Source organism: Qingshengfaniella alkalisoli (assembly GCF_007855645.1).
Taxonomy (GTDB): Bacteria; Pseudomonadota; Alphaproteobacteria; order Rhodobacterales; family Rhodobacteraceae; genus Qingshengfaniella; species Qingshengfaniella alkalisoli.
Genome location: NZ_CP042264.1, coordinates 23,993 through 48,570, shown reverse-complemented (window position 1 = coordinate 48,570; position 24,578 = coordinate 23,993). Strand labels below are relative to the sequence as shown.

The following is a 24,578-nucleotide window of genomic DNA, read 5'->3' as shown; positions in this document are numbered from 1 at the left end:
CTATAGGAGAGGGTCGGAACTGAAAAGGATTGGCCTCGGGTCAAATCCTGCCGGCCATGGGTATGGCGCAGCAATTAAGCGGAAGTTCACAAATTGAGCGATTAATGGGCATTGTTGGACTCTGATGGCATCGATACGCGTTCGACCCTCTCAACCAGGGCCTCGGATGGCCCAAGACTGCAGGCGAGCGCCATCGCTTCCAGCAACTCTTCAGGGCCATCGACGCGAATGGTGATCCTGCTGTCGGACACGTGGAGCACTTCGCCGTCCAACGAAAGCTTGTCGGCACGATGGAGGATCCATTCTTCGACCGGCCCTCGCAGGTCACCCATGATCCTTAGAACTTCGCGCAAATCCGATCCCCCAGTTGTTGGCACCTGTATTGAATAGAACAGTGCCGACAGGCAAGATCGTTGTTAGCGTCAAACCGCAGGGACAACCTGACGAAATCCATTAGTCGGCGACAAAGAACATCGGCGAATTTCCCTCAACCCATTGCGGATATTTTCTCATGACAGCGGCAAGACGATCTGACGCCAGGAAGCGTTCCAGCCATTCAGACAAGCTTGGCCAAGGTTGGTCGTCGAACCACGCCTTATCAATATACGCGAACTGACGGACAAACGGTAAAATGGCAAAATCAGCAATGCTTGGTGCGTCGAAAAGCCAGCCGTCGATCTGATCGTCTAGGGACTGCAAGAACTCCGACGCCGCATCACGGTTTTCCGCCGGATCCTCGTCGGGATAACGGGCTGCGTATTTGGTCCGATCCAGTGCGCGCTTGAACGGCCCATCTGCGCGCTCGATCCAGCCCCAGCCCTCTTCCGGCATGGCAAGCCAGTGGTTCGGGTCCGATCTGTCCAGTGCCCACTTCATTATGTCGAGACTTTCATCGATCACCCCGGCACCTGTGACAAGACAAGGAACGGTTGCGCTGGGTGACGCAGACAGGAAGGCTTGCGGCTTGTCTCGCAAAACTACCTCCCGCAGCTCGACCTTCTGGCCCGCCGCCGCAATCGCCAGCCGCGCGCGCATTGCGTAGGGGCATCTGCGAAACGAATAGAGGATCGGTATCATCAGTCTCTGCCGTGTGCTGCGGGTTGGTGCCAAAAGTTGACAGCGACATCGACAACCCGCCGCCGAAAGTCAACCAAGCTCCAGTGTCGCTACGCTATAATAGGCGGGCGGCTTCGCGGTCGGTCTGGCACCCTTAACCATACGCGCCGTTTCAAAAACCGGCGCGTAGCCCAAGCTTCGCACCAACCTCTCAAGAGGAGAGCGGTCCGGCACATCAATGTAAAGCGGCCCGTCGCCCAATGACTTTGGGCATCGGGCGAGCAATGCCATCGCCTCCTCACCCGACGGTGCATGTAGCGGCCCGATCTTGATGCCTTCGTGGCATCGCCGAAACGTGGCATATGAATACGTTCCAAGAACAACCGTTTGGCGACTGCCGCAGGGCCTGAACCAGCTGGTCAAAAACCGTTGCCTGTCATAGCCAACCATCCGGCGATCCGCTTCGATCAATCGGGGCAGATCCGCATCCTCGGCCAATCGGTCTTCCGCTAATGCCGCCATCCGATTCCCCTTGTATCGGATGGTGCGCCCTGCTCGATTGAAGCCTGATTTTTCGTAGTTGGCTTGTTGCGCGGGCACGCCATCCAAGCCGACAGAACGCGAGCCCGCGTGAGATAGAGCATACCGCCAAAGTGCATGACCGACGCCTTGGCCACGAAATTCTGGCAGGCAAATATAAAGGCCCAGGAACGCATGCTCCTGATCATGGTTTACGACCGAGATCGCGGCAGCCGCCTTACCTTCAATCTCGGCCAAAAAGTAACCCTCCGGATCTGCGGCGAAGAAAGCTTCGCCGTCATCCAGGCCCGGATTCCACCCTTCCTGCCGCGCCCACCCCAGAACCCTTACCAACTCTGGCAAGGTCATGTTTCGACAAATCATGGCCCCAGTACTTCTTTCAGGGAACGCGACGGCTCCTGCCGTTCACGCAGATCCAGCGCGGTATGAAGGTCCACCAAATGACTTTTCATCCTAGCCTCGGCTTCCTGACCGTCCGCGCGCGCCAAGGCATCCAGCAATGCGTGATGAGCGTGCTTCTCACACAATGCGCTTTCCCGCCGCCAATACAGCGCAATGATGAGTGACGAGCGCGCCACCAACCCTTCTACAAAACCGGCGATAGTTGCGTGATCGGCGATACGTGCCATCTCTATGTGGAACAGCCCCGACAGATGCAGCGCCCTTCCTGCGTCTTGCTGTGCAAGCGCCGCGTGTTCTTCTTCTATGTGCTTGCGCAACAATTCCAGATCATTTGCAGACGCCCGCACCGCCGCCCGGCGCGCGAGCATGGGCTCCACCAAGGCCCTGGCCTCGAACACTTCATGCGCCTCGCCAATGGAAGGGCTGGCTACGAAAGCACCTCGATTACGGTGTATTTCCACCAGTTGGAGATGCGCCAACCCGTGTAAAACCGATCTAATGATGGTGCGCGACACGCCATAGATGTCTGCCAGATCTTCTTCACCCAGCTTTGTCCCCGGGGCGATCCGATGCCGATGAATCGCCGACGTCAGCGCGGCCGATATCGCGTCAGCCTGAGAGCGAGTTTCCTTGCCATTCGATGATGGGTTCGCGTGTTCCATGTGATCCGATTCTAAACTGAGAGATTGTCTTCTCTCAATGAAGCCTGAACGTGTATATCATTTTAGTGAGGATTGTACTCAACATTGCGCCCATAAATTCACCACTTTGCGCCAAACCCGCACAGTGTTGACGCAGGCTCAATATCTATCAGCATCCGTAACTCGCGATACTTTTCCCGTTCGTCGTCATGCTTCTTGATGATCATGAAGATGGTCGGAGAGCACATGTCGCAAAGAGGTAAAGATCTCGAACTGGTCAAGATCACCAAGAGGTATGGCGATACAATTGCAGTCAATGCAGTTAGCCATCACTTCAAGCCGGCAACCTATGCTTGCCTTCTAGGACCCTCGGGGTGCGGAAAAAGCTCGACCCTGCGCATGATCGCAGGCCATGAAACCGTCAGCGACGGATCAATTCTGCTGGATGGGCAGGATATTTCTCGCCTTCCACCTGCCCATCGCGGTACCGCGATGATGTTCCAGAACTATGCGCTGTTTCCGCATCTGAGCGTCGCAGAAAACGTTGCATTCAGCTTGAAGATGAAAGGCGAGGATAAGCGCAATCGCCTTGCAAAAGCAGGCGATATGCTCGAATTGGTCGACCTGTCTGCGCTGGCCGAACGTTTCCCACATCAATTGTCTGGCGGGCAACAGCAACGCGTCGCCTTGGCCCGTGCGCTGATCACGCGCCCGCAGGTCTTGCTGCTGGACGAGCCGCTGTCGGCGCTCGACCCGTTTCTCCGAGTGCGGATGCGCAGCGAACTGAAACGTCTTCAGCGCGAACTCGGCATCAGCTTCCTGCATGTGACCCACGGCCAGGACGAAGCGATGGCGCTGGCGGACGAAATCGTTGTGATGAACGACGCCGTGATCGAACAGGCCGGATCTGCGCGCGACGTGTTCAACCGCCCGGACACTGCCTTCGTCGCACAATTTCTGGGCGGACATAACGTGATTGATCTGGCCGACGGAAGGTTTGCCCTGCGTTCGGACGCGGTTTCGTTGACGGATGCCGGCACCGGAAAGATGGAGGCGCGTATCATGGCTGTCGAATATCAGGGCACACATGTGAGCGTCTCCGCCAGAGTCGCGGGCAATCAGGATCTTATGGCATTGGTGCCGGACGCCGTCTTTTTCCAGAACGTAAAGAACCCGGGTGACGCAGTCGGTCTGACTTGGGAACAAGAAAAACTGCACCGGCTGACGCAATGAACGATCCGACAAGGAGTGAACGAGATGGCTAATCTCTCAAGAAGAAGCGTTCTCAAAACGGGCGCTGCTGCGGTCGGGGTCTCGACGCTGGGCGCGCCGATGATCTGGGCGCAGGAGATCAAGAACATCACCCTGCGCCAATTCGGCACCGGCGTATCGAACCTAAACGAGGTCGGCCAGAAGGTGAAGGAAGACCTTGGGTTCACGCTGGAAATGACCGCGCTCGACAGCGACAGCGTCACCCAGCGGGCCGCGACCCAGCCCGACAGCTTCGACATCGCCGATATCGAATACTGGATCTGCAAGAAGGTCTGGCCGACGGGCAACCTTCAGGCGATGGACGTCAGCAAGATCAAGAACTACGACAAGATCGTCGGCATCTTCAAGGACGGCAAGCTGACGCCGGAAAGCGTCATCGCGCAAGGCACCGCCCCGCATACGGTCGGCTTCGTCGAGGGGCAGGGATCGACCACCTTCGCCGACGAGGAAACCGGCTGGATGACGCTGATCCCGACGATCTACAACGCCGACACGCTGGGTATCCGCCCCGACCTGATCGGCCGCCCGATCGAGAGCTGGACGGAACTTCTGAACCCCGAATTCAAGGGCAAGGCGTCGATCCTCGACATTTCCTCGATCGGCATCATGGACATGGCCATGGTCTGCGAGGCGATGGGCGAGATCCAGTATGGCGACAAGGGCAACATGACCCAGGACGAGATCGACGCCACCTTCGCGATCTTCACCGAGGCGAAGAAGGCCGGCCAGTTCCGTGCTTTCTGGAAGACCTTCGACGAAAGCGTCAACCTGATGGCATCGGGCGAGGTGGTGATCCAGTCGATGTGGTCGCCTGCGATCACCGCGGTCAAGTCGCGCGGCATTCCGTGTGTCTACCAGCCGCTGAAGGAGGGCTACCGGAGCTGGGGAGGCGGCATCGGCCTGTCGAAATCGCTGTCGGGAATGGAACTGGACGCGGCCTACGACTACATCAACTGGTATCTCGACGGCTGGGTCGGTGGGTTCCTGATGCGGCAGGGCTATTATTCCGCCGTGCCCGAAACCTCCAAGAACCACATGACCGAGAACGAGTGGGGTTACTGGTTCGAGGGCAAGCCCGCGGTCGAGGACATCACCAATCCCTACGGCGACGTGATGGACCAGGCCGGTAACAGCCGCGATGGCGGGTCCTTCTACGATCGGATGGGCAGCGTCGCCTGCTGGAACGCCGTGATGGACGAAAACCAGTACATGGTTCGCAAATGGAACGAATTCATCGCGTCCTGACGCGACACTTGGCCGGGGCGATCCCCTTCCCGCCCTGGCCAAAGATTGACCCAAAACAACATGAGCGCGCATGACCGACCTTGCCTCTTCCGACAGATCGACAACGTCCACCGCTCCAAGGGCCAGGACCTCGGGACTGTCAACGCGTATGATCGGATGGCTGCAAGCCGCGCCACTTGCAATCGTTCTGGCCTGCTTTCTCGTCCTGCCTATCGGCATGATCGCTATCGTCAGCTTTTGGGGCGCGACCGAGTTCTCGATCTATCCGGCGTTCCAGTTCGACAACTACCGGTTCCTGTTCTCATCCCCGGTGACGTATTCGGTGTTTCTGAATACCTTCAAATACGCCGCCATCACCTGGGCCTGCTCGTTGCTTATCGGCTTCGCGGTCGCTTACTTCCTCGCATTTCACATCCGCAGCCTTCACTGGCAGATCGGGTTGTTCCTGCTGTGCACCATTCCCTTTTGGACCTCTAACATCATCCGCATGATTTCATGGATTCCGTTTCTTGGCCGCAACGGCATCGCCAATTCGGCGCTGATTTCGTGGGGTGTGATCGACGAACCGCTGGACTGGCTGCTGTTTTCCGACTTTTCGGTGATACTCGCGTTCGTGCATCTCTACACGCTGTTCATGGTGGTGCCGATCTTCAATTCGATGATGCGCATCGACCGGTCCCTCTTGGAAGCCGCTCGCGACAACGGCGCCTCGGGCTGGCAGACGCTATGGAACGTGATCATTCCCTTGTGCAAACCCGGCATCATGATTGGCACGATCTTTGTCGTTACACTGGTAATGGGCGATTTCATTACGGTCAGGTTCATGTCCGGATCGCAGAAAGCCAATGTAGGACGGCTGATTTCGAACGACATCAGCCTGCTGCAATATCCGTCTGCCTCGGCCACGGCGATCATACTGCTTTGCACGGTACTGATCGTCATCGCCATTCTCCTGCGTTTCGTCGACATCAGGAAGGAGCTTTGAAGATGGAACCACGCCCCCGTAGCTTCTACATCTTGGGAGCCTTTTTCGTGGTCTTCCTGCTCTTCCTTTACGGCCCAATCATGACCATCGGCATCCTGAGTTTTCAGGGGCCGCAGGGCGGGCTGACCTTCCCGATGAATGGCGTCTCACTGCACTGGTTCCGCGATCTGCACCAGGAACAGGCGGTCGGCGACATTTGGGGCAGCTTCGGGCGCAGCTTTACACTTGGCCTGATGGTCATGGTGACAACCGTTGTGGTGTCGGTCTTGGCAGGCATGGCCTTCCGCAAACGCTTCGCTGGGTCAGGCGTGTTGTTCTACCTGACGATCGCGAGCCTCGTGATCCCCTCGATCCTCGTCTCTTTGGGTGTCGGCCTGATCTTCAACCAGCTTGGCCTGAAAGTGCATTGGTCGACATCCGGTTTCGGATCACAACTGACATGGACCCTGCCGTTCGGCCTGCTGATCATGTTCGCGGTGTTCAACCGTTTCGACAAAAGCTACGAAGAAGCGGCCCGCGATCAAGGGGCCAGCGCATGGCAGACCTTCGCCCATGTCGTGTTGCCAATGATCGCGCCATCTCTGATCGGTGTCGCGCTGTTCGGTTTCACGCTCAGCTACGACGAATTCGCGCGCACCCTGCTGACCGCTGGCAGCTACAACACCCTGCCGCTGGAAATCTACGGGATGACCACCAATGTCACCACGCCCGTGATCTTCGCGCTCGGCACTTTGACCACTCTGTTCTCGCTCGGCATCATCGCGGTTTTTTTCCTGACCGTTTGGGTGATCCAGAAACGACGTTCAAAACAAGCGTCCGATGCCGGAAGCGGGTTGGTCTGAGGCTGCCCCTTAACCACGCCATTCCAGAAGATGTTTCTCGGCCAGACCGACGGCGCCACTGGTCAGGACACCAAGCAGCGACAGGATCGTGACCCCGGCGAACAGGCGTTCGAGATCATAGAGCGATCCGGCCTGCAGTATATAGGCCCCGATACCGTATTCGGCACCAAGCATTTCGGCAGCGACCAGCAAGATGATTGCGATGGCAAGACTGACGCGCAAACCCGACAGGATGCCCGACATCGCACCGGGCAGAACAATACGGGTCACGATGGTCGTCCAACTCAGACTGAAGCTTTGCCCCATACGGATCAGCCCACGATCAACATTGTCGACCGCGCCATAGGTCGCGACCACCGTGGGCGTGAATGTACCAAATGCGATCAGCGCATATTTCGATGCCTCATCAATCCCAAACCAGACCACGAAAAGTGGCAGCAAGGCGATCTTGGGTATTGGAAAGATCGCGGCCACAAGAGGCACCAGCCCCGCGCGCACCATCGAGAACAGCCCGATCATCAACCCGGTCGCGATGCCGATCGTAGCCCCGATCGTTGCGCCAACAATCAGACGTGACACCGACGGTACCAGGTGCTTCCACAGCATTCCGCTTCGGGTGAGATCAATCAGTGTCCCCAGAACATCCGACGGGCGCGGAACGGTCAGGTTCGAAATGTAGCCCGCCCGAGTTCCGAATTCCAACAACGCGATCAGCACTATGAACACGGCGACGCCCACCCATTTCGGCGAGCTGGGTTTGAACCCGCCGCCTCGGAACGGGACGGGGCGGGTGTCGGGGTTGGTCAACGTAGTGGCGAGGGAAACATCAGCCATCGAGCAATTCCTTGTCTGCAGCTTCGGCCTCTGCGCGCATCAATGTCCACAGATGTTTTTGGGTCCGTTCCAACTGAGGATCAGCGGCGTCGCGCTGATCCAGTGGCGTGTCGATCTCGACGATTTCGCTGATCCGGCCGGGCCTGCGCGACAGTACCACGATCTGGTGCCCCAGACGCACGGCCTCGGAAAGGTTGTGCGTCACATAGACCCCAGTGAAGGGTTGCCGGGACCATAGCGTCACCAAATCCTCCATCAACAGGTCACGTGTCTGACTGTCGAGTGCGGACAGCGGTTCGTCCATCAGCATCACGGCAGGATTCACTGCGAGCGCGCGCGCGATGGCCACACGTTGCTTCATGCCGCCCGACAATTGTCTGGGCCAGGCGCGGCGAAACTCCGTAAGTTTTGTGCGAGCCAGAACGTCGTCGATGATGGCGCGGCAACGATCCTTGTCGATGCCGTGATCGCGCAGGATGATGGATATGTTGTCTTCCACCCGCCGCCATGGCAGCAGGGCGAAGTCCTGGAAAACATAGGTCAGCGGGTTCAGGCTGTCAGGCGGGGGCGTACCCGCCTGAAGGACGCGGCCCTGATCGGGGCGTTCCAACCCCCCCATGAAGCGCAGGAGGGTCGATTTTCCGCAGCCCGACGGCCCGACGATGCAGACGATCTTGCCTTGAGGGATGCGCAGGTCGATATCACGTAGAACCTCCAAATCACCGTAGCGGTGGGATACGTCTTCCAGTCTCAATTCCATCGGACTTCCTTCCGGGCTCGGACGCGCCAAGGCATCGGCGCGCCCCGTATCGCAGTGCTACGAGATGATGTCGACGTAGCTTTCGTCGACAAGCGTCTCGTAGGCGATGTCCTGGTCCACCAGCCCTTCGGATTTGAACCAGTCGAGCTGATCCATAACCGAAGCCCTGTTCAGCGCACAATCGGCATTGATCCGCATCGCGCCGTTGACGACGGAATCCCGCGCATCTTCCACGCTGCGGTCTGGATAAACGTAACCAGCGATCAGCTTGATGATCTCTGCGCGTTCCGCGTCATCGGCAGTGTTGTCCACCAGCGCCGCGTTAAAATCGGCGGCCCCTTTCGACAGCGCCTGAAGGAAGGCGCGTGTCTGGTCGGGGGCATCGGACGCGTTCTTCGCAGAGGTGAAGACAGTCGTGACCTGATAGTCGGGGATGTAATCCGCGACATCGCCGATGATCTGAACCGCGCCCGCGCCGGCCAGCGGCTTGGCGATATGCGGAACAATGGACCATGCGTCGATCTGGCCGCTCTTGATTGCGCCGATGACCGCAGGGGTCTTCTGCAGTGGCTTGAAGCTGACTTCTGCACCCTCGGCCTGTGCGATCTTCGATCCCATATAGTGGAACGACGAGCCCGCTTGCGTAATCCCGAAGCTTTTGCCTTCGAGTTGCGACGGATCGGTCAAACCGGCTTCATAGGCGGCGTTGGAGGCCAAAATCTTCTGCCCGTCGATGCCCTGTTCTTCGCTCAGCGCGCCACCGATAACCTTGGCGGCACCCTTTTGCGCCAGCGAGATCAGCCCGCCGGAAATCGCCGTCATCGCATAATCGGCATCCCCCGACGCGATCGCGACGGCCATGGGTTGCGCCGCTTGGAAAAACTCGAAATTCACGTCAATCCCGGCTTCGGCGAAGTAACCGCGTTCCAGCGCAATGAAGCTGGGTGCATGGCTGGTGAAGCGCAATGCGCCCACGCTGATCGGTGTTGCGGCCCAGGCCCCCTTCGCGACGAACGGCGCGGTCATCGCGCCTCCCATCAGGCCCAGCGTCGCGCGGCGTGTAAAATGGGTCATTGATACTCCTCCCACAGACAAATCGACTTTCCTCGTCAGTCTTCGGCCATGCAGGTCGTCAAATGTCAAGCTGACCGAGCGAGCGAACCGACAAAACTCCCTTGGTACGGAACAGATGGGAGCCTCTCCACGGACAGCGGATGCCCGGAGCCCTTTGAAACTGGATCATACAACCGCGATTGGTAGTGGATTAATGTGATCCCATTTCATCAGCACGCCGACTAAGGGTGTCGCGTTGCATGAACTGGTATTGGTTTCTTGTGTCGATCGCTCGGAAGAACGTTGAGACCACCCTAGCGCAGCTTGAACTTTGGAACCTGTTTTCTCAGCGCTAGACCACCCAAATCCACCGAAAAGAGGGAGACAGAGCCTCATCGCCACGAGCGGCTTAAAGCTAAAAATGGCCGCTTTCGTTCACGGCAAACAATCGGGCAGCGCGACCGTCCGCGAGTATTCACCTGAATACCGGTCGTCGACCCCGTCAAAAGGAGGCTCGATCCTGCCATCCTTGGAAGCTTCAGTTCCGCGCTAATTTTACGATGAACAGCGGCACCAAGATTGTAAGCACCAGCAGCCTGAAAACATGATGCGACGCCACGAATGTGGGTTCAAGACCAAGTTGCAATGCCATCGCCGACATCGCCTCCACACCACCCGGGGCGAATGAAATCAACAACAATTCCGCGGGAAGTCCTAATGCGATGGCCACGACAGTCGCGCCCGAGCTTGCCAAAGCGCAAGCGAGAACAGTCACAAATATCCCTGCCCCAATATCGCGGCGAAGTTCATTAGGGCTGTAGCCATGGAAACGCGTTCCTATCAAAGTTCCCATCACGAGCAGTGCCGCCGCCGTTATCCATCCCGGCGGTGTACCTGGAGTGACTCCTGCGAAATGGCCGATACCCGACACCAACATGCCGCCAAAAAGCCAGGCAGCAGGTGCTCCGACCCGTACGAGAAACGTCGCCAGCGCCAATGCAACGAGAGCGAGTACAAGCAGGTCGAACATCTCCATTGCATCCGTAGGGGCCGGTGCCGCTTTCACCTCCATACCCCAGATCGACAGCAACGAAGGCACCAGCAATGTCAGGAACAAGACCCTCATACATTGCACCAATGCGACTCGTCGCATGTCGGCGGGCAGATCGACGGCCAGCCCCAGCACGAAACTCAAATGTCCGGGAACAGCCGCGAGTGTCGCCGATACCAAGTCAAAGCCAAACAATCGGACCAGAGCATAGCGACACGAGAACACGCCGATGACCAACGTCCCGGCCAAGACGACGAAGCTCAATGGCCATGTCATAGCGTACTGCAGGAAATCTGGCGTTACCGAAGAGCCGATCCCTATCCCGATAAAAAGAATACAACTGTTTGCCAGGCCAGCTGGCAACGACAGGGAAAGTCCCATGATGGCCGCGACCGTCACTGCAACAGCCGAGCCGGTGAGAAACGGTACGGGCAACCCCAACGCCGCAAACACGGCTGCCCCCGCGGCGCCCACTGTCAGCGCGGTCGCAGACTCTTTCGATAAATTTTGACGAAAGCCACGAGCCACTGACATGGTCTATGCGGGCTGCCGATCTACAATGCGTTCATCGTCGCGCATGGCCAAGTATCGCACCAATCGTTCTGATCCTTCAGAGGCGCTCACGGCCAATGTCACTCGATCAGGCATCCAAGCCCTCACGTCCAGTTTCTAACCATGTCGCAGGCGATGTCAAAAGCGGCTCTTGTCGCACCCACATCCGCCTTTCCCTGCCCCTGCGACAACCTATGCATATGCCGGGCGCGATCATACCCCGAGAAACCCCTGCAGCGCTGCAGTCAGGTTTGGTCCAAGATCATCTGACAAATACCCTCCCTCCTGTACCAGCAATGTCGGCAGTCCCACCTTTGCGACCGCTGCCGTGATATCGCCCAAGCCCTCTGTAGAGATCGCGAACCCTTCAAACGGATCGTTCACATGCGTATCCAGCCCCAGCGCCAATACGAGCACATCCGCCCCGAAATCACGGATACGTTCGAACGCGACGGCAAGCGATTCCTGATACTCGGGTTCTCTCGTACCGCGCGGCAGTGGCAGGTTCAGGTTGGACCCCAACCCTGCTCCGTCGCCGCGCTCGGCGGCATACCCCCAAAAAAACGGATAAAACCCCGACGGATCGGCATGAATGGACACGGTCAGCACATCTGCGCGGTTATAGAACACCCCCTGTGTCCCGTTCCCATGATGCACGTCTACATCAAGGATTGCAGGCCGCAGCCCAGCTGCCACGAACCGTTGGGCTGCAATGGCAGCGTTGCTCAAGAAACAGAAACCGCCGGCCATATCCGAAAAGGCATGATGCCCCGGCGGGCGGCACAAGGCGTAAGCGGACCGCCCCCCGGCCAAGACCACATCAGCTCCAGTTATAGCAGTCTGCGCTGACCAATAGGCAGACTCCCATGTCCCTTCGGAAATCGGGCAGGACGTGTCAGCTTGATGGTAGCCCGCCAAGCCCGCCGGTGAACTCGGATAACTCGCGGTGCGCGCTGGAGGGTGAATATTCGGGATAACCTCTGGTCCTGCCCCATCGACGGCTGTCCATCGGCCATGGATCGTCCGCAGGAACCCCAGATACTCAGAAGTATGAATAGCCGCGATGGGGCCAAGGCCGTTATCAGACGGCACCACGATGTCACACCCGGCGGCGATCGCTCCCGCCTTCAACCGATCGGCGCGCTCGGGCTGTTCGGGATTTTCCAGACGATCACCGTTGCGCATGAAGTGCTTCGGATCATGGACATATTGGCGGTCGTCAAAAATCGCCTTCATGTTCGTGAGGCCCCTTTGGTAAGTTCATTCAGACCGCACCATTGCGCAATGAACAGCGCAATGGTTTCCGTCACGCTGCGCAGTGACGACAGGCTGACGCGTTCGTCATAGCCATGAATAGATTCCGCCTTCGGACCGTAGACGAGACACGGGATCTTCTGGTGCACCGCGAAGACACGCGCGTCCAGATAACAGGGCATCGTGACGCTTCGCAGCGCCTTCTCGGTAACGGTTTCATGCGCATGGGCGAGCACCGCCTCTGCCTGAGATCCTTCTTCCAAAACATAGCCTTCCGCGAAGAAACCGTTCCATTCAATGTCCGGCGACAGACCTGCGAGCCTTGGGTCGTCATTTGCTGCGTTGCGGATGAAATTCTCAATCTCCGCCGCCGCGTCCCTGGCGGCGTCACCCGGGTAGATCGCGATGCGGCAATCCAGATGACACCACGCGGGCACGGATGATGCCCAGTCGCCCCCTTCGATCTTGCCAATGTTCAGATTGATTGGATGAGGGTGGTCCTCGAAATGACGGTGGCGTCCCTTGCGGCTGTTCCAGTCTTTTTCCAGCCGCCGAAGATGCCCGATCATATGGCTTGCGGCTTCGATTGCATTCGACCCGCTTCCCGTGTCCAGCGCATGCACGGGTATGCCGTGGAATTTCAGCCTGAACCAAAGCGTCCCGACATTTGCCCGCACGAGGTGTTGATCAAAAGGCTCCGGTATCAGCGCAGCGTCCGCCGTATATCCACGCGCCATGCAGGCCAGCGCGCCATTGCCCGTACATTCTTCTTCGACCACGGATTGTAGATGTATGCGCGCGGCTGGCTCGAACCCCATGCGACGCAACGCATCCAGAGCAAATAGGTTGGCGGTCAATCCGGCCTTCATGTCGCCTGCGCCCCGCCCGTACAGCCAATCCCCTTCGAGGCGGGGCTGATATGGTGACGAGGTCCAGAATTCTTTCGGCCCTGCCGGAACAACGTCGATATGCCCGTTCAGGATCAGTGACCTGCCCCGTTGCTGTTTGGGCTGATGGGTACCAACAACATTGCTCATACCACTATAGTCCACGCTGACCGGCGAGAAGCCGGAAAGCTGAGACAGAGCTTGTGCATCCAGCTCCCAGCGTTCAACGCTCAGGCCACGAGCGGCAAACGCAGCCTCCATGGCATCTTGCGCAGATGCTTCATCTCCACGCGTTGATGGGCAGGCGACGAGATCCTTCAGAAACGCGATCTGATCGTCAAACCCCGCCAGAACGGAGTCGCGGATGGCGGATTGAAGACCGCTCATACGGCCACCCGGCCCCAAGACGCGCCAGGCACCGCGGCCAGCAAAGACCGCGTGTAATCATCCTGTGGCGTCAGGAAAACTTCATGCACGGTTCCCAGTTCTACCAGCCGGCCCTTCTGCAATACGGCGATCCGATCACAAAGCTGGGCCGCTACGCGCAAGTCATGCGTGATGAAAAGCATCGACAGGCTGAAGCGATCGCGCAGGTCTTTCAGCAGTTCCAACACCTGCGCCTGAATGGATACATCGAGCGCCGACACCGCTTCGTCCGCAATGATGACCTCGGGGTCCATTGCAAGGGCGCGTGCGATACCGATCCGCTGCCGTTGACCGCCGGAAAACTCGTGCGGGAAGCGTTCTGCCGCCGCCCGGTCCAGCCCGACGGTTTCCAGCAGTTCCAGCGCGCGTTCTTTTGCCTGTTCCGGCGGAACACCTTGGGTAATCGGCCCTTCCGTAATCGCCCGCAGCACCTTTTTCCGTGGGTTGAGCGATGCATAGGGATCTTGAAACACCATCTGAACGCGCCTGCGTGCCTTGCGCAATTCTTGCGTGTCGAGAGCGTTCATGTCCTGGCCATCCAGCAAGATCTGACCGGAGTCGGCAGTGACAAGACGAACGATACTGCGCCCGATCGTGGATTTTCCGGACCCGGATTCACCAACGAGACCAAGGATTTCGCCCTTGGACAATGAGAAGCTTACGCCGTCAATGGCGGTTACGTTTCGTGATGGTTTCATCAATCCGCCGCCAGTGACATAGATTTTGTGCAGGTTCCTGACTTCCAGAACGGGCGTTTGCACAAGTGGCGTGGCATCGGGCACGTCTTCTGACGGCACGGCATTCAGCAGCGTGCGGGTGTAAGGATGTTCAGGGGATTCCAGCACTTTCGCCGCACGGCCACGTTCGACGATTTCACCATAGCGCATGACCACCACCTGATCGGCAATTTCGGCCACGACACCGAAATCATGGGTGATGAACATCACGGCCATGTTGTGGCGTTCCTGCAGTCGCTTGATCAGGTTGAGGATCTGCGCCTGCGTGGTCACGTCGAGCGCGGTCGTCGGTTCATCCGCGATCAGGATCTTGGGATCGAGCGCCAGCGCCGTCGCGATCATGACGCGCTGGCGTTGACCACCCGAAAGCTGGAACGGGTAGGCGCGGATGATCTTGTCGGGATCAGGCAAGCCGACTTCCTCGATCAAGGCCAGTGCGCGTTTGCGCCGCTCGGCCGGGTCGAACCGGTTGTGGGCTTCAAACACCTCTTCGATCTGCGCGCCGACGCGCATCAGCGGATTGAGCGCTGTCATCGGTTCCTGAAAGATCATCCCGATCCGTTCGCCGCGAATGGCCTGGCGGGCGGTGTCGGGAAGGTCGAACAGGCTATCGCCTTCGAAAATCGCCTTGCCCCCCGTGACCTTCACCTCGTCGGGCAGCAGCCCCATCAGGGCGTTGGCCGTCATGGATTTGCCGGAGCCGGATTCGCCCACAACGCAGAGCGTTTCACCCTGCTTCAGATCGAAGCTGATATCGGCCACGGCATGGTCGCGATCGGCCCCCCTGGGCAACGACACGGTCAGGTTCTGGATACTGAGAACGGTGTCCATCAGCGCCCCTTTCTTGCCAATCTCGGGTTCAGCGTGTCGTTCAGGCCTTCGCCGATCAGGTTCAGCGCCAGAACGGTCAGAAGGATCGCCACGCCGGGAATGAAACTGAGCCACCAGGCGGTTCGGATCACGGTGCGGGCCGCGCCGATCATGTAGCCCCATGACATGATGTTGGGATCACCAAGACCAAGGAACGCCAACGAGCTTTCCAGCAAGATCGCGGTCGCCACCATAAGCGACGCCATCACGATGATCGGCGATGCGGCGTTGGGCAGGATATGCCCGAACAGGATGCGCCCATTGGACAGGCCTGCCAGCTTTGCCGCCTCGACAAATTCGCGTTGGCGCAGGCTGAGCACCTCGGCCCGTACAAGTCGCGTCACCGGCGGCCAGCTGACAATCGCGATGGCCAGAGTGATGGAATAGAGCGTCGGCTGCAAGATGGCGACCAGCACGATGGCCAATGCAAAGCTGGGGATGGTTTGGAAGAATTCGGTGAAACGCATCGCGGCTTCATCGACCCATCCACCGTAATAGCCCGCCACCGCGCCCAATGGCACGCCGATCAACAGCGCGACCGTTGTGGACACGATGCCGACGATCAGGGACACACGGGCACCGTAAGCCAACCCTGCGGCGACATTGCGCCCCAATGTATCCGTCCCCAGCAGCAACCCATCCACCTCGAATGGGGGCAGGAACGGACGTTGAACCATTCGCCACGGGCTTTGCGGGAAGATGACATGGGCAAAGATCGCGATCAGAACGACGACCAGCAGGATCAGCAGGCCCAGTACGGCGCCGCGGTTCTGGCAATAGCGTTTGATGAAGTTCATGACGCGGCCCCCGCTCCGATGCGCGGATCGATCAGCCGGTAAACGATGTCCGTCACGATGTTGAAGAAGATCACCATGGCTGCGGAAACGAGGAACACGCCGAGCAGCGTGTTGTAGTCGCGCGCGGCAAGGCTATCGAACATCAGCCGTCCGATTCCAGGCCACGCGAAAACCGTTTCCGTCAGCACTGCGCCGCCAACCAGTTGCCCGGCCTGCAAGCCCGCGAGGGTCACGACCGGCAACAATGCGTTGCGCAGGATGTGGCGACGGCGGATGATGTTTTCAGACAGGCCCTTCGCGCGGGCGGTCTTGACAAAATCCATCTGCGACACCTCCAGCAGGGAGGCCCGCGTCATTCGCAAGTAGACAGCCATGAAGAACAGCCCGAGCGTCAGGGCTGGCAACACAAGGTGCTTCAGCCGGTCAAGCACCATCTGGATGCCGGTATAGTCCGCGCCAACAGTTTCGTATCCGAAGGCGGGTAACCATTCGAGCTGCACAGAAAACAGCAGCACCGACATCAGCGCGACCCAGTAAAGGGGTGTGGCATAGAACAGCAGGGCCATGCCGGTGATCATGCTGTCGGTCCACTTGCCGACCCGCGCGGCAGCGGCGAGGCCAAGGATCACGCCCAGCAGCAGCGACACGCCGAAGGCCGTCATCGTCAGCAGCAGCGTCGCGGGCAGGCGGTCGAGGATCAGGTCCAGCACCGGCATCTGTTGCCGGTATGAAAAGCCCAGATCCAGATGCAGCACGCCCCAGACATATTTGCCCAGCTGGACATGGAGCGGCTGATCCAGCCCGAACCGTTCGCGCAGCTGTTGAATGTAGATCTCGTCGGCTGCGCCGGTTTCGCCCGCGAGGACGGCTGCAGGATCGCCCGGTGCGGCATGGATCAGGAAGAAGTTCAGGATGACGATCGCCAGCAATGTGATAACTGCCTTCGCGAGCCGCCCCAGTATGAGCGTCAGGATTGCCATGTGGCCCTATGGTTCGTCGTGTTGGAGGCTGCCGCCCGATTACATGGGCAGCAGCGCGAAGGAGGACTATTCTTCGATATACGCGTCGCGCAGACCGTCATTCACGCCGATAGCGGTCGTAACGAGGTCTTTGATTTCGCACCGATAAATCGTGGGGAACTCGATCTCCAGCAACCATGCGACGGGGACGTCTTCGACGATTTCCTTCTGGATGTCGGTGTAGATCGCCTGGCGCGCATCGGCACCCACGGCGACAGCGGCCTCAGCCCATTTTTCGTCGAGCGCGGGGTTTTCATACCCCTCGACATTGTTCCACTGACTGCCTTTCGCGATGTTTGACGCCAGGTAGTTTCGCGACACACCAAGTGCCGGATCGCCATACTGGTAGAGATAGGTGTAGGCGATGTCGAAATCCCAATCCGCCAGACGCTGGTTCCAGCCCGCGACATCGGTGGCGACGATTTCGGTGTTCACGCCCACCTCATCGAGGTTTTGTTTCATCGCCTCGGCCCAGCGTTGCCATGTTTCGCCATAAGGCAGGGGCAGAATGCGAACCGTTTCACCGTCATAGCCCGAGGCCTCGATCAGTTCCCTAGCCTTTTCGGGGTCATAGTCGTACTGGGTGACCTCGTCAGTATAGAAGTTGGTTTTGGACGAGATCGGACCGGTTGCGACTGTACCGAAGCCGTTCCAGATCACGTCACGCACGAATTCACGATCCTGCGCATACATGATGGCCTGACGGAATTCCTGGCTGGCGGTCGGCCCTTCGCGGTTGTTCAGCCATGCCAGCGCATGCGGCGCGAAGTATTCCCAGCCCTCACCGGTGGAGCAAACGCCCTCCATTTCGGTCAGGCGCGGGACATCCCAATTTTCGACGGACCCGCCGGGCAGAACGTCCACCTCGCCGTTTTCGAACGCAACGGCGCGGGATGCGGCATCGGGAACCACCCGGTAATAGACCTCGTCCAGATAGGGTTGACCGTCGAGATAGTAATCTTCGTTCTTCACCAGATGGATGTAGGATCCTTTAACCCATTCCTCGAACTTGAACGGGCCGGTGCCGATTGGCGTATTGTTTGCCGGGTTCTCGGAATAATTCGTGCCTTCATAGATGTGTTTGGGCACCATCGGCATCGTGCCTGCCTCGAACACTCCAAGGAAGGGTCCGAACGGTTCCCTGAGCTTGAATTCGACCGTGTGGTCATCAAGCGCCGTGATCGTATCTACATATTCCAGGCTGACTCGTAGACGCGGGTTGGTTTCGCGCAGGAACACATCGGCGGAAAATACCACATCATCGGCGGTGAAGGATTCACCGTCGTGCCACAAGACACCCTCCTGCAGTGTGAAGGTGTAGGTCAGACCGTCTTCGGACACTTCCCATGACTGTGCCAGTGATGGTTGGGGGTTCAGGTCGGTATCATAACGCAGAAGACTTTCATAGATGTCACCCGCGACAAGCTGGGTCGGCCCGTTATTGACCAGACCGAGCATCAGACTGGGCGGTTCAGGCTGTACGACGATGTCCAGCCGCCCTCCTTGTTGTTGCGCTTGCGCGGTACAAGCCGCTGCAATCGTCAGGACGGATGCGGTAAGCAGTTTCTTCATGTCCGGCTCCCTGTCGGTCGGAAAATGTACTCGGCTGCTCTGTGAGTTCAGCCGCTGGATCTGATCCGGAGCGCGGGTTTCGAACCCGTTCTTGCCCCCAATTCGACGTCTTGCATGCGTTGCAGAAGGCTCGGCACGGGCTGCTGTTGGTGCAGCGGCAAGATCGCAAACAGGATTGTCGACAAATGAACAAAATACAATTAGAAATTTGCCTATGGGTAAAGATACTCCTGACAGGCTGTTCGAACCACTGGACCGCGACCCTCTCGCACAAAGGATCGCGCAGACCATTACCGACGCGATTCTCGCTGGACGGCTGAAACCCGGAGACCGGGTTACCGAGTCGACAATTGCTCGTGATCTGGGCGTCTCGCGATCACCCGTGCGCGAAGCCGCGCGGCTGCTTCAAAGTGCTGGCTTGCTTGTCGCACGCCCCAACAGGGGATTCTTTGTCAGGACGATCACAGCCGACGACCTCGACAGCCTGTACGAGTTGCGCAATTGCATTGAACGCGAAGCGGCTGCCCGACTGACACGTGCAGACGCTGCTGTGGCCATCCCACAGCTGCTCCAACAGTTGGAAGTCATGCGCGAGTTGGCATCGGACGGGCATCTCATCCCGCAGATCAGGGCCGATCTGCAATTCCATCGACTGATCTGCGAAGCGAGCGGTAACAAGCGGTTTCTCAGCGTTTTTGACCAGATAGCATCAGAAATGCAGGCCTGTTTCGCACTGTTCGAACGTTTGTTCATCAATTCGCACCAGATTGTCGAAAACCACCTGCTCATCATCGATGCGCTTCGATCGGGTGATCCTGAAGCGGCACGGCAAGCCATGGATTATCACATTGGCGTTGCCCGCACAGATGTGGTCGCGCGCTTTCGCGCACTGGAACGGAACCAGGGCGTCTGACCTGGGCGGGGATGTCCGCGAACAAAAAAGGGGCGCCCACGGCACCCCAAATTCAGTTGGATTACGCCAGCCTCATTCTACGCCATAGATCCGGGCAATGTCGTTGAGCATCAAATTGGCCGCGATGACCCCACCCGCCGTGTTCCAGATTCCGTCATCGACTTCATGGACATTCCCTTCCTGAACGGCCGTCAGCGATTGCCAAAGCGGATCAGCCAGAACCTCGTCGCGCAAGGCAGTCCCCTCACCGTTACCCGTGTCATAGGTGAAAAAGAAGATGCGGTCGCCATCCATGTCAGGAATGCTTTCCTTGCCGGTGCGGATCGCGAATTCTTCGACATTCTGGTTGGCAGGACGGTCAAAGCCCACATCCTTCAGCACCACACCGGAAAAGCTGTCGAGTTGATAAATACGGATCTGACCGGGGATGAAGCGAATGACAGAAACCTTCTCGTTCACCGCATCGCCCAAGGCATCGTGCAGACCTGCGACATGCGCGTCGTAATCCGCGATCACCTGCTCGCCCTTGTCCTCCAGACCCAGCGTCTGGGCGTAGAGCCGCAAGTTCACCTTCCAGTCACCACGCAAACGTTCGGACAGAACAGTGGGCGCTATTGCGGAGAGCTGAGGATAGATCTCTTCATGGCGCAGCTTGGTGCCAATGATCAGATCGGGCTGCAACGCGGCGACGAGCTCAATGTTCACACCACTTTCTGTTCCGACAGGCTGGGTATCGGCCAGTTGCTCGGATAGAAAGTCCCACCACGGATCGCCGTTCCAGGAATTGGCCGCCCCGACAGGCGTGACGCCGAGCGCCAACAATGCCTCTGTCCCTTCATTGGTCAGCACGACCACACGTTGAGGTTCGTCCGGCACCTCGGTCACGCCCATGCCGTGCTCGATCTCGCGCGCCGAGACGGGCAACGCCATCAGCGCAGCGGCGAGGCCCAAGGCAAGTTTTGTCAATTTCATCGATGTCCTCCCAAAGGAATATATCTAGCGGTCAATCCCGTAGATGACCGCGATGTCGCCAACTAGCTCACGTGCCGCGAATATTCCGCCGGCAGTGGCCCAGACCCCGTCATCCACGCGGTGGGCGCGCCCGTCAGCCACCACGGGCAGCCCCGTCCACAGCGGATTGGCGAGGGTTTCGGCTTCCAGCGCCTCACCTTTCCCATCGCCCGTGTCATATGTCAGATAGAACAACCGGTCGGCATCCATGTCGGGAATGCTTTCGCTGCCCACAGCCATGGCGAGCCCATCCTGATCTTGCGGCGACGGGCGGTTGAAGCCCAGATCATCCAGCACCAGTCCGGAAAAGCTGTCTTGCTGATACAGGTAGATCTGACCGGGAACGAAGCGCACAACCGACACGGTGTCATTGGCGTGATCGGCTAGTGCGGCGCGCAATGTCTCTATCTCGGCCGAGTAACTGGCGAGCAGATCATCGGCTTGTTCGTCTCGACCGAGCGCGGAGGCAAACAATCCCAGATTGGCCTGCCAGTCACGATTGTCCAGGGACACTACCGTTGGGGCAATCGCCGAGAGTTGGGGATAGATTTCTTCATCCCGCTTCTTTGATCCGATGATGAGATCGGGCTCCAACCCGGCAACCAGTTCGACGTTCACGGCCAGTTCCGTGCCAACGTCCTGAACGGCATCCATCATGTCACCCAAATGAGGATACCACGGATCGCCATACCACGAACGAACCGCCCCGACGGGCGTCACGCCAAGCGCCAGCACCGCCTCGGTGCTTTCATTGGTCAAGGTGATGATGCGCAACGGGGCGTCCGGAGCCGTTGTGATTCCCATCGCGTGTTCAATATCATTCGCCTGCGCAGCGGCGGCGAATGTCAGTCCAAGGGTGAAAGCAATCACAGTCCGCATGTCGATCCTTCAAGTCGCCCGCTGGCTGTGTATTTGGCGTCGCGGAACCAACGCTTGGTTGACAAAATCGCTCACCAATGTCAATCCGAGCGAAACGGTCGGATGCCATGACGTTCCTTCGTATCATCTGTATAATCGCTTGCCTGCTGGCCTGTGCAATGGTTCTGAGCCTGCATGCAGGGCTTCGTCTCTATTCCCCTGATCAGGTCTGGCAGGCCTTGCAGGGCGGGCAGACCCCCGAGGACCTGATCATCCGCACCCTACGCGTTCCCCGCACCCTGATTGGTGCTTGCGTCGGCGCAATGCTGGGATTGTCCGGTCTTCTGATGCAAGGTGCTACGCGTAACCCGCTGGCGGAACCCGGCTTGCTTGGCGTCAATTCCGGTGCTGCACTGGCGGTCGTCATCCTAATGGTGACCGTAGGCGTAACGGGGCTGAGCGGCATCGCCGCAGCTGCGGGTGTCGGAGCATTGCTGACGGTGATCGCCGTGTTTCTGATGACATCGCTGGGGGGGCGGGGCATGGACCCGACAACCGTACTACTGACGGGCGTAACCTTCGCCGCGATGTTTGGTGCCATCACCAACCTGCTACTGCTGGTCGACGAGGCGGCGATGGAAACATTGCTGTTCTGGCTGGCGGGCGGATTCGCGGATCGCAGCCTGTTCTTGCTATGGCTCGGTGTGCCCGTGCTGGTCACCGGAACCGCATCAGCTTTGGCCCTGTCCACTGCCCTTGATGTCTTGCGCACCGATGACGCCAGCGCCGCCGCCGTTGGTGTGCCCGTCCTGCGCATCCGCCTGGCATCGCTGGCCTTGGCGGCCCTGCTAGCGGCGGCGGCGGTTGCCATGGCCGGGCCGATAGCCTTCCTTGGCCTTGTCGCACCCCACATCGCGCGGCGGCTTTGCGCGGACGCCACCGAGCATCGCAAACTGATCATTCTCAGCCTGCTGACGGGCGCGCTTCTGGCCGTAACCGCCGACATCGTCGCACGGATCATCGTTGCCCCCGGCGAAGCCCCTATCACGACCGTTCTGGCGGTCGTGGGCGTTCCCGCGCTGATCTCGCTGTTGCGCCGTTCGCGCGTGGTTACCGCATGACAAACGTTCTGACCAACAACCAGCCAGCCCGCAGAACGGATACGTTTCCCTTGGCGGCTCTCGCCGCCTTGCTAAGCGTCCTGATCGTGCTGGGCATCGGTATCGGGTCGAGTTTCATGCCACCTGACCGCGTACTGGCGGCATTGCTCAGGCAATCTGACGGGCCGGATCAGGTCATCGTCTGGACGCTACGCCTGCCGCGCGTCGCCCTTGCCGCATTGGCTGGCGCTTGTCTGGCGCTGGCAGGCACGATCTTGCAGCGCGTGACCCGTAACCCGCTGGCTGCGCCATCTATTCTTGGGATTACGGACGGGGCTGCGGTGGGTGTAGTCGCGTTCCTGTGGACGTTCTCGGATGAATCGAACAACCTGACCGTATCCGTGCATTGGCTACCCCTTGCCGCCGTAACCGGTGCCGCCGTGTTCACCGTGATCGTCGCCACGCTGACTTTTGCAGACAGCCGAAGCGACCCGACGCGGCTTATCCTCTATGGTGTTGCGATTGGTGCGCTGGCCAAAGCTGCCGTGACTATCATGATGATACTCGGCCCCGTCTATCGCGCATCGCAAGCGTTGACTTGGCTGACAGGCTCTGTTGGCGCGGCCCATTGGACGGATGTCTGGACCGTTGCGAGCGTGCTGGCCCTGTCCGTCCCGCTTCTGTGGCTCGCAGTGTTGCCCCTGACTCAGCTTCAACTTGATCCTGACAGCGCACGGTCCACCGGCTTGAGCCTTGGCCGGTCCCAGACGTCGCTGATCGGCCTGGCTGTGTTGCTGACCGCAGCCGCCGTGGCCTTTGTCGGAGCCATCGGATTCGTCGGCCTGATCGCCCCGCATCTTGCGCGCCGGATCATCGCCGGGCGGGGCGCACCGTTCCTGATCGCGTCCGCGACACTCGGCGCGTGCCTCGTGCTGGCCGCCGACATCATCGCGCGGATCGCCATACCACCGCTGGAATTGCCCGCTGGTGCACTCACTGCCCTGTTCGGAGCGCCGCTGTTTCTTTACCTGCTTCTTCTGCGACGGAGACCCGCATGACCGACCCATCCCTTGCCCGTTTCGACGGTGTTGGCGCGGGCTATGGCAACAGGCTGATCTTCCGCGATCTGGATCTGGACCTGCCGGCCGGAAAGATCGTCGCACTGTGCGGCCCCAACGGCAGTGGCAAGTCGACGGCACTACGTCTGATCCGACGTCTGATGCCTTCGCAAAACGGGGTTCTGACAGTCGATGGGCGTTCGCTATCCGACTGGAGTGGGCGTGATCTGGCTCGCGCAGTCGCCATGCTGTCGCAATCTCCGGACGCGCCGGGTGATATGCGCGTGGCTGATCTGGTAATGCTTGGCCGATACGCGCATCGGAAGCCGCTTTCGGGACCATCCACCACGGACAAAACCGCCTGCGAACGCGCGATCCATGCTGCGGCAATCGAAGACCTTGCCGATACCCCTATAGACAGCTTGTCTGGCGGTCAGCGCCAGCGCGCCTGGATCGCGATGGTGCTGGCACAAGAGGCCGGGATCATCTTGCTGGACGAACCGACCAACCATCTCGACATCGCGCACGCGCTGGAGGTTCTGGAGCTGTTGCGAAAGCTGAACCAGCAAGAGCAACGCAGCGTCGTGGTCGTGCTGCATGATCTGAACCTTGCCGCGCGCTACGCCGACCATATCGTTCTGTTCGAGAGTGGCCGGATCGCGGCCCAAGGCGATGTGACATCTGTCATGCGCGAAGACGTGCTGTCGCAGGTCTTCGGGATCGACTGCCAGATCATCACCCTGCCCGGTGCAACGCATCCTCTGGTCGTTCCCTACCCGCGCGCCATGACGAAAGCTTCGCTGGTTGCGGAGTAACATTCGGTCTTCGCGGGCTTGGCAACTA

Annotated in this window: 24 protein-coding genes; 8 read left to right on the top strand and 16 right to left on the bottom strand. The window is 59.1% G+C overall.

What is annotated here, in order from left to right; all coding sequences use genetic code 11:
• Window positions 1-101 precede the first annotated feature (101 nt).
• The 4 genes from FPZ52_RS15245 to FPZ52_RS15230 all read right to left on the bottom strand — a co-directional run bounded on the left by FPZ52_RS15245 (window position 102) and on the right by FPZ52_RS15230 (window position 2,660).
• Window positions 102-353, bottom strand: a complete 252-nt coding sequence (locus tag FPZ52_RS15245) for an acylphosphatase (protein WP_146366483.1) — start codon at window positions 351-353, stop codon at window positions 102-104.
• 100 nt (window positions 354-453) lie between these two features.
• A complete protein-coding gene (locus FPZ52_RS15240) occupies window positions 454-1,077 on the bottom strand; it encodes a glutathione S-transferase (RefSeq protein WP_146366482.1) in 624 nt (207 codons plus the stop codon).
• Window positions 1,078-1,146: 69 nt separating this feature from the next.
• Window positions 1,147-1,944 (bottom strand): GNAT family N-acetyltransferase, encoded by a 798-nt coding sequence (locus tag FPZ52_RS15235; protein WP_240804503.1) that lies wholly within the window; start codon window positions 1,942-1,944, stop codon window positions 1,147-1,149.
• Window positions 1,945-1,955: 11 nt separating this feature from the next.
• A complete protein-coding gene (locus tag FPZ52_RS15230) occupies window positions 1,956-2,660 on the bottom strand; it encodes a GntR family transcriptional regulator (RefSeq protein WP_146366481.1) in 705 nt (234 codons plus the stop codon).
• 225 nt (window positions 2,661-2,885) lie between these two features.
• On the opposite strand from FPZ52_RS15230, the gene FPZ52_RS15225 reads away from it, so the two are divergent.
• The 4 genes from FPZ52_RS15225 to FPZ52_RS15210 all read left to right on the top strand — a co-directional run bounded on the left by FPZ52_RS15225 (window position 2,886) and on the right by FPZ52_RS15210 (window position 6,983).
• Window positions 2,886-3,872 (top strand): ABC transporter ATP-binding protein, encoded by a 987-nt coding sequence (locus FPZ52_RS15225; protein WP_146366480.1) that lies wholly within the window; start codon window positions 2,886-2,888, stop codon window positions 3,870-3,872.
• Window positions 3,873-3,896: 24 nt separating this feature from the next.
• Window positions 3,897-5,156, top strand: a complete 1,260-nt coding sequence (locus tag FPZ52_RS15220) for an ABC transporter substrate-binding protein (protein WP_146366479.1) — start codon at window positions 3,897-3,899, stop codon at window positions 5,154-5,156.
• A gap of 70 nt (window positions 5,157-5,226) precedes the next feature.
• Window positions 5,227-6,141 (top strand): ABC transporter permease, encoded by a 915-nt coding sequence (locus tag FPZ52_RS15215; RefSeq protein WP_168201384.1) that lies wholly within the window; start codon window positions 5,227-5,229, stop codon window positions 6,139-6,141.
• 2 nt (window positions 6,142-6,143) lie between these two features.
• On the top strand, window positions 6,144-6,983 hold the full coding sequence (locus FPZ52_RS15210) for an ABC transporter permease (RefSeq protein WP_146366478.1): 840 nt from the start codon (window positions 6,144-6,146) through the stop codon (window positions 6,981-6,983).
• 9 nt (window positions 6,984-6,992) lie between these two features.
• On the opposite strand, the gene FPZ52_RS15205 is transcribed toward FPZ52_RS15210, so the two are convergent.
• From FPZ52_RS15205 to FPZ52_RS15160, 10 genes are all read right to left on the bottom strand, one after another.
• Window positions 6,993-7,817 (bottom strand): ABC transporter permease, encoded by an 825-nt coding sequence (locus tag FPZ52_RS15205; protein WP_146366477.1) that lies wholly within the window; start codon window positions 7,815-7,817, stop codon window positions 6,993-6,995.
• A complete protein-coding gene (locus FPZ52_RS15200) occupies window positions 7,810-8,577 on the bottom strand; it encodes an ABC transporter ATP-binding protein (protein WP_146366476.1) in 768 nt (255 codons plus the stop codon). The genes FPZ52_RS15205 and FPZ52_RS15200 overlap by 8 nt, the downstream gene beginning before the upstream one ends.
• 57 nt (window positions 8,578-8,634) lie before the next feature.
• Entirely contained in the window at window positions 8,635-9,651 is a 1,017-nt protein-coding gene (locus FPZ52_RS15195) for an ABC transporter substrate-binding protein (RefSeq protein WP_146366475.1), read from the bottom strand.
• Between the two features lie 517 nt (window positions 9,652-10,168).
• A complete protein-coding gene (locus tag FPZ52_RS15190) occupies window positions 10,169-11,215 on the bottom strand; it encodes an AbrB family transcriptional regulator (RefSeq protein WP_146366474.1) in 1,047 nt (348 codons plus the stop codon).
• Between the two features lie 231 nt (window positions 11,216-11,446).
• On the bottom strand, window positions 11,447-12,469 hold the full coding sequence (locus tag FPZ52_RS15185; RefSeq protein ID WP_146366473.1) for a histone deacetylase family protein: 1,023 nt from the start codon (window positions 12,467-12,469) through the stop codon (window positions 11,447-11,449).
• Window positions 12,466-13,761, bottom strand: coding sequence for an ArgE/DapE family deacylase (locus FPZ52_RS15180; RefSeq protein ID WP_146366472.1), 1,296 nt, complete (start codon window positions 13,759-13,761; stop codon window positions 12,466-12,468). The genes FPZ52_RS15185 and FPZ52_RS15180 overlap by 4 nt, the downstream gene beginning before the upstream one ends.
• Window positions 13,758-15,368 carry an ABC transporter ATP-binding protein gene (locus tag FPZ52_RS15175; protein ID WP_146366471.1) on the bottom strand — a complete coding sequence of 537 codons (1,611 nt, stop codon included), beginning with the start codon at window positions 15,366-15,368 and terminating at the stop codon, window positions 13,758-13,760. The genes FPZ52_RS15180 and FPZ52_RS15175 overlap by 4 nt, the downstream gene beginning before the upstream one ends.
• On the bottom strand, window positions 15,368-16,204 hold the full coding sequence (locus FPZ52_RS15170) for an ABC transporter permease (RefSeq protein WP_146366470.1): 837 nt from the start codon (window positions 16,202-16,204) through the stop codon (window positions 15,368-15,370). Before FPZ52_RS15170 ends, FPZ52_RS15175 begins: the two co-directional genes overlap by 1 nt.
• Window positions 16,201-17,184: an ABC transporter permease gene (locus tag FPZ52_RS15165; RefSeq protein WP_146366469.1), complete on the bottom strand. Its 984-nt coding sequence runs from the start codon at window positions 17,182-17,184 to the stop codon at window positions 16,201-16,203. The genes FPZ52_RS15170 and FPZ52_RS15165 overlap by 4 nt, the downstream gene beginning before the upstream one ends.
• A gap of 66 nt (window positions 17,185-17,250) precedes the next feature.
• Window positions 17,251-18,795 carry an ABC transporter substrate-binding protein gene (locus tag FPZ52_RS15160; protein ID WP_146366468.1) on the bottom strand — a complete coding sequence of 515 codons (1,545 nt, stop codon included), beginning with the start codon at window positions 18,793-18,795 and terminating at the stop codon, window positions 17,251-17,253.
• A 214-nt stretch (window positions 18,796-19,009) separates the two neighbouring features.
• Here FPZ52_RS15160 and FPZ52_RS15155 point away from each other — a divergent pair, with 214 nt between their 5' ends.
• The gene (locus FPZ52_RS15155) at window positions 19,010-19,708 is read left to right on the top strand and encodes a GntR family transcriptional regulator (RefSeq protein WP_146366467.1); all 699 of its coding nucleotides are present in this window, start codon (window positions 19,010-19,012) and stop codon (window positions 19,706-19,708) included.
• A 72-nt stretch (window positions 19,709-19,780) separates the two neighbouring features.
• Here the strand turns inward: FPZ52_RS15155 and FPZ52_RS15150 are convergent, their stop codons facing one another.
• Together FPZ52_RS15150 and FPZ52_RS15145 are read right to left on the bottom strand one after the other, a co-directional pair.
• Window positions 19,781-20,680: an ABC transporter substrate-binding protein gene (locus FPZ52_RS15150; RefSeq protein WP_146366466.1), complete on the bottom strand. Its 900-nt coding sequence runs from the start codon at window positions 20,678-20,680 to the stop codon at window positions 19,781-19,783.
• Window positions 20,681-20,704: 24 nt separating this feature from the next.
• Window positions 20,705-21,598 carry an ABC transporter substrate-binding protein gene (locus FPZ52_RS15145; protein WP_146366465.1) on the bottom strand — a complete coding sequence of 298 codons (894 nt, stop codon included), beginning with the start codon at window positions 21,596-21,598 and terminating at the stop codon, window positions 20,705-20,707.
• A 107-nt stretch (window positions 21,599-21,705) separates the two neighbouring features.
• Between FPZ52_RS15145 and FPZ52_RS15140 the strand changes: the two genes are divergently transcribed.
• The 3 genes from FPZ52_RS15140 to FPZ52_RS15130 are packed head-to-tail and all read left to right on the top strand — an operon-like array spanning window position 21,706 to window position 24,550.
• Entirely contained in the window at window positions 21,706-22,698 is a 993-nt protein-coding gene (locus FPZ52_RS15140; RefSeq protein ID WP_146366464.1) for a FecCD family ABC transporter permease, read from the top strand.
• On the top strand, window positions 22,695-23,735 hold the full coding sequence (locus FPZ52_RS15135; protein ID WP_146366463.1) for a FecCD family ABC transporter permease: 1,041 nt from the start codon (window positions 22,695-22,697) through the stop codon (window positions 23,733-23,735). The genes FPZ52_RS15140 and FPZ52_RS15135 overlap by 4 nt, the downstream gene beginning before the upstream one ends.
• Window positions 23,732-24,550, top strand: coding sequence for an ABC transporter ATP-binding protein (locus FPZ52_RS15130; RefSeq protein ID WP_146366462.1), 819 nt, complete (start codon window positions 23,732-23,734; stop codon window positions 24,548-24,550). The genes FPZ52_RS15135 and FPZ52_RS15130 overlap by 4 nt, the downstream gene beginning before the upstream one ends.
• Window positions 24,551-24,578: the final 28 nt, after the last annotated feature.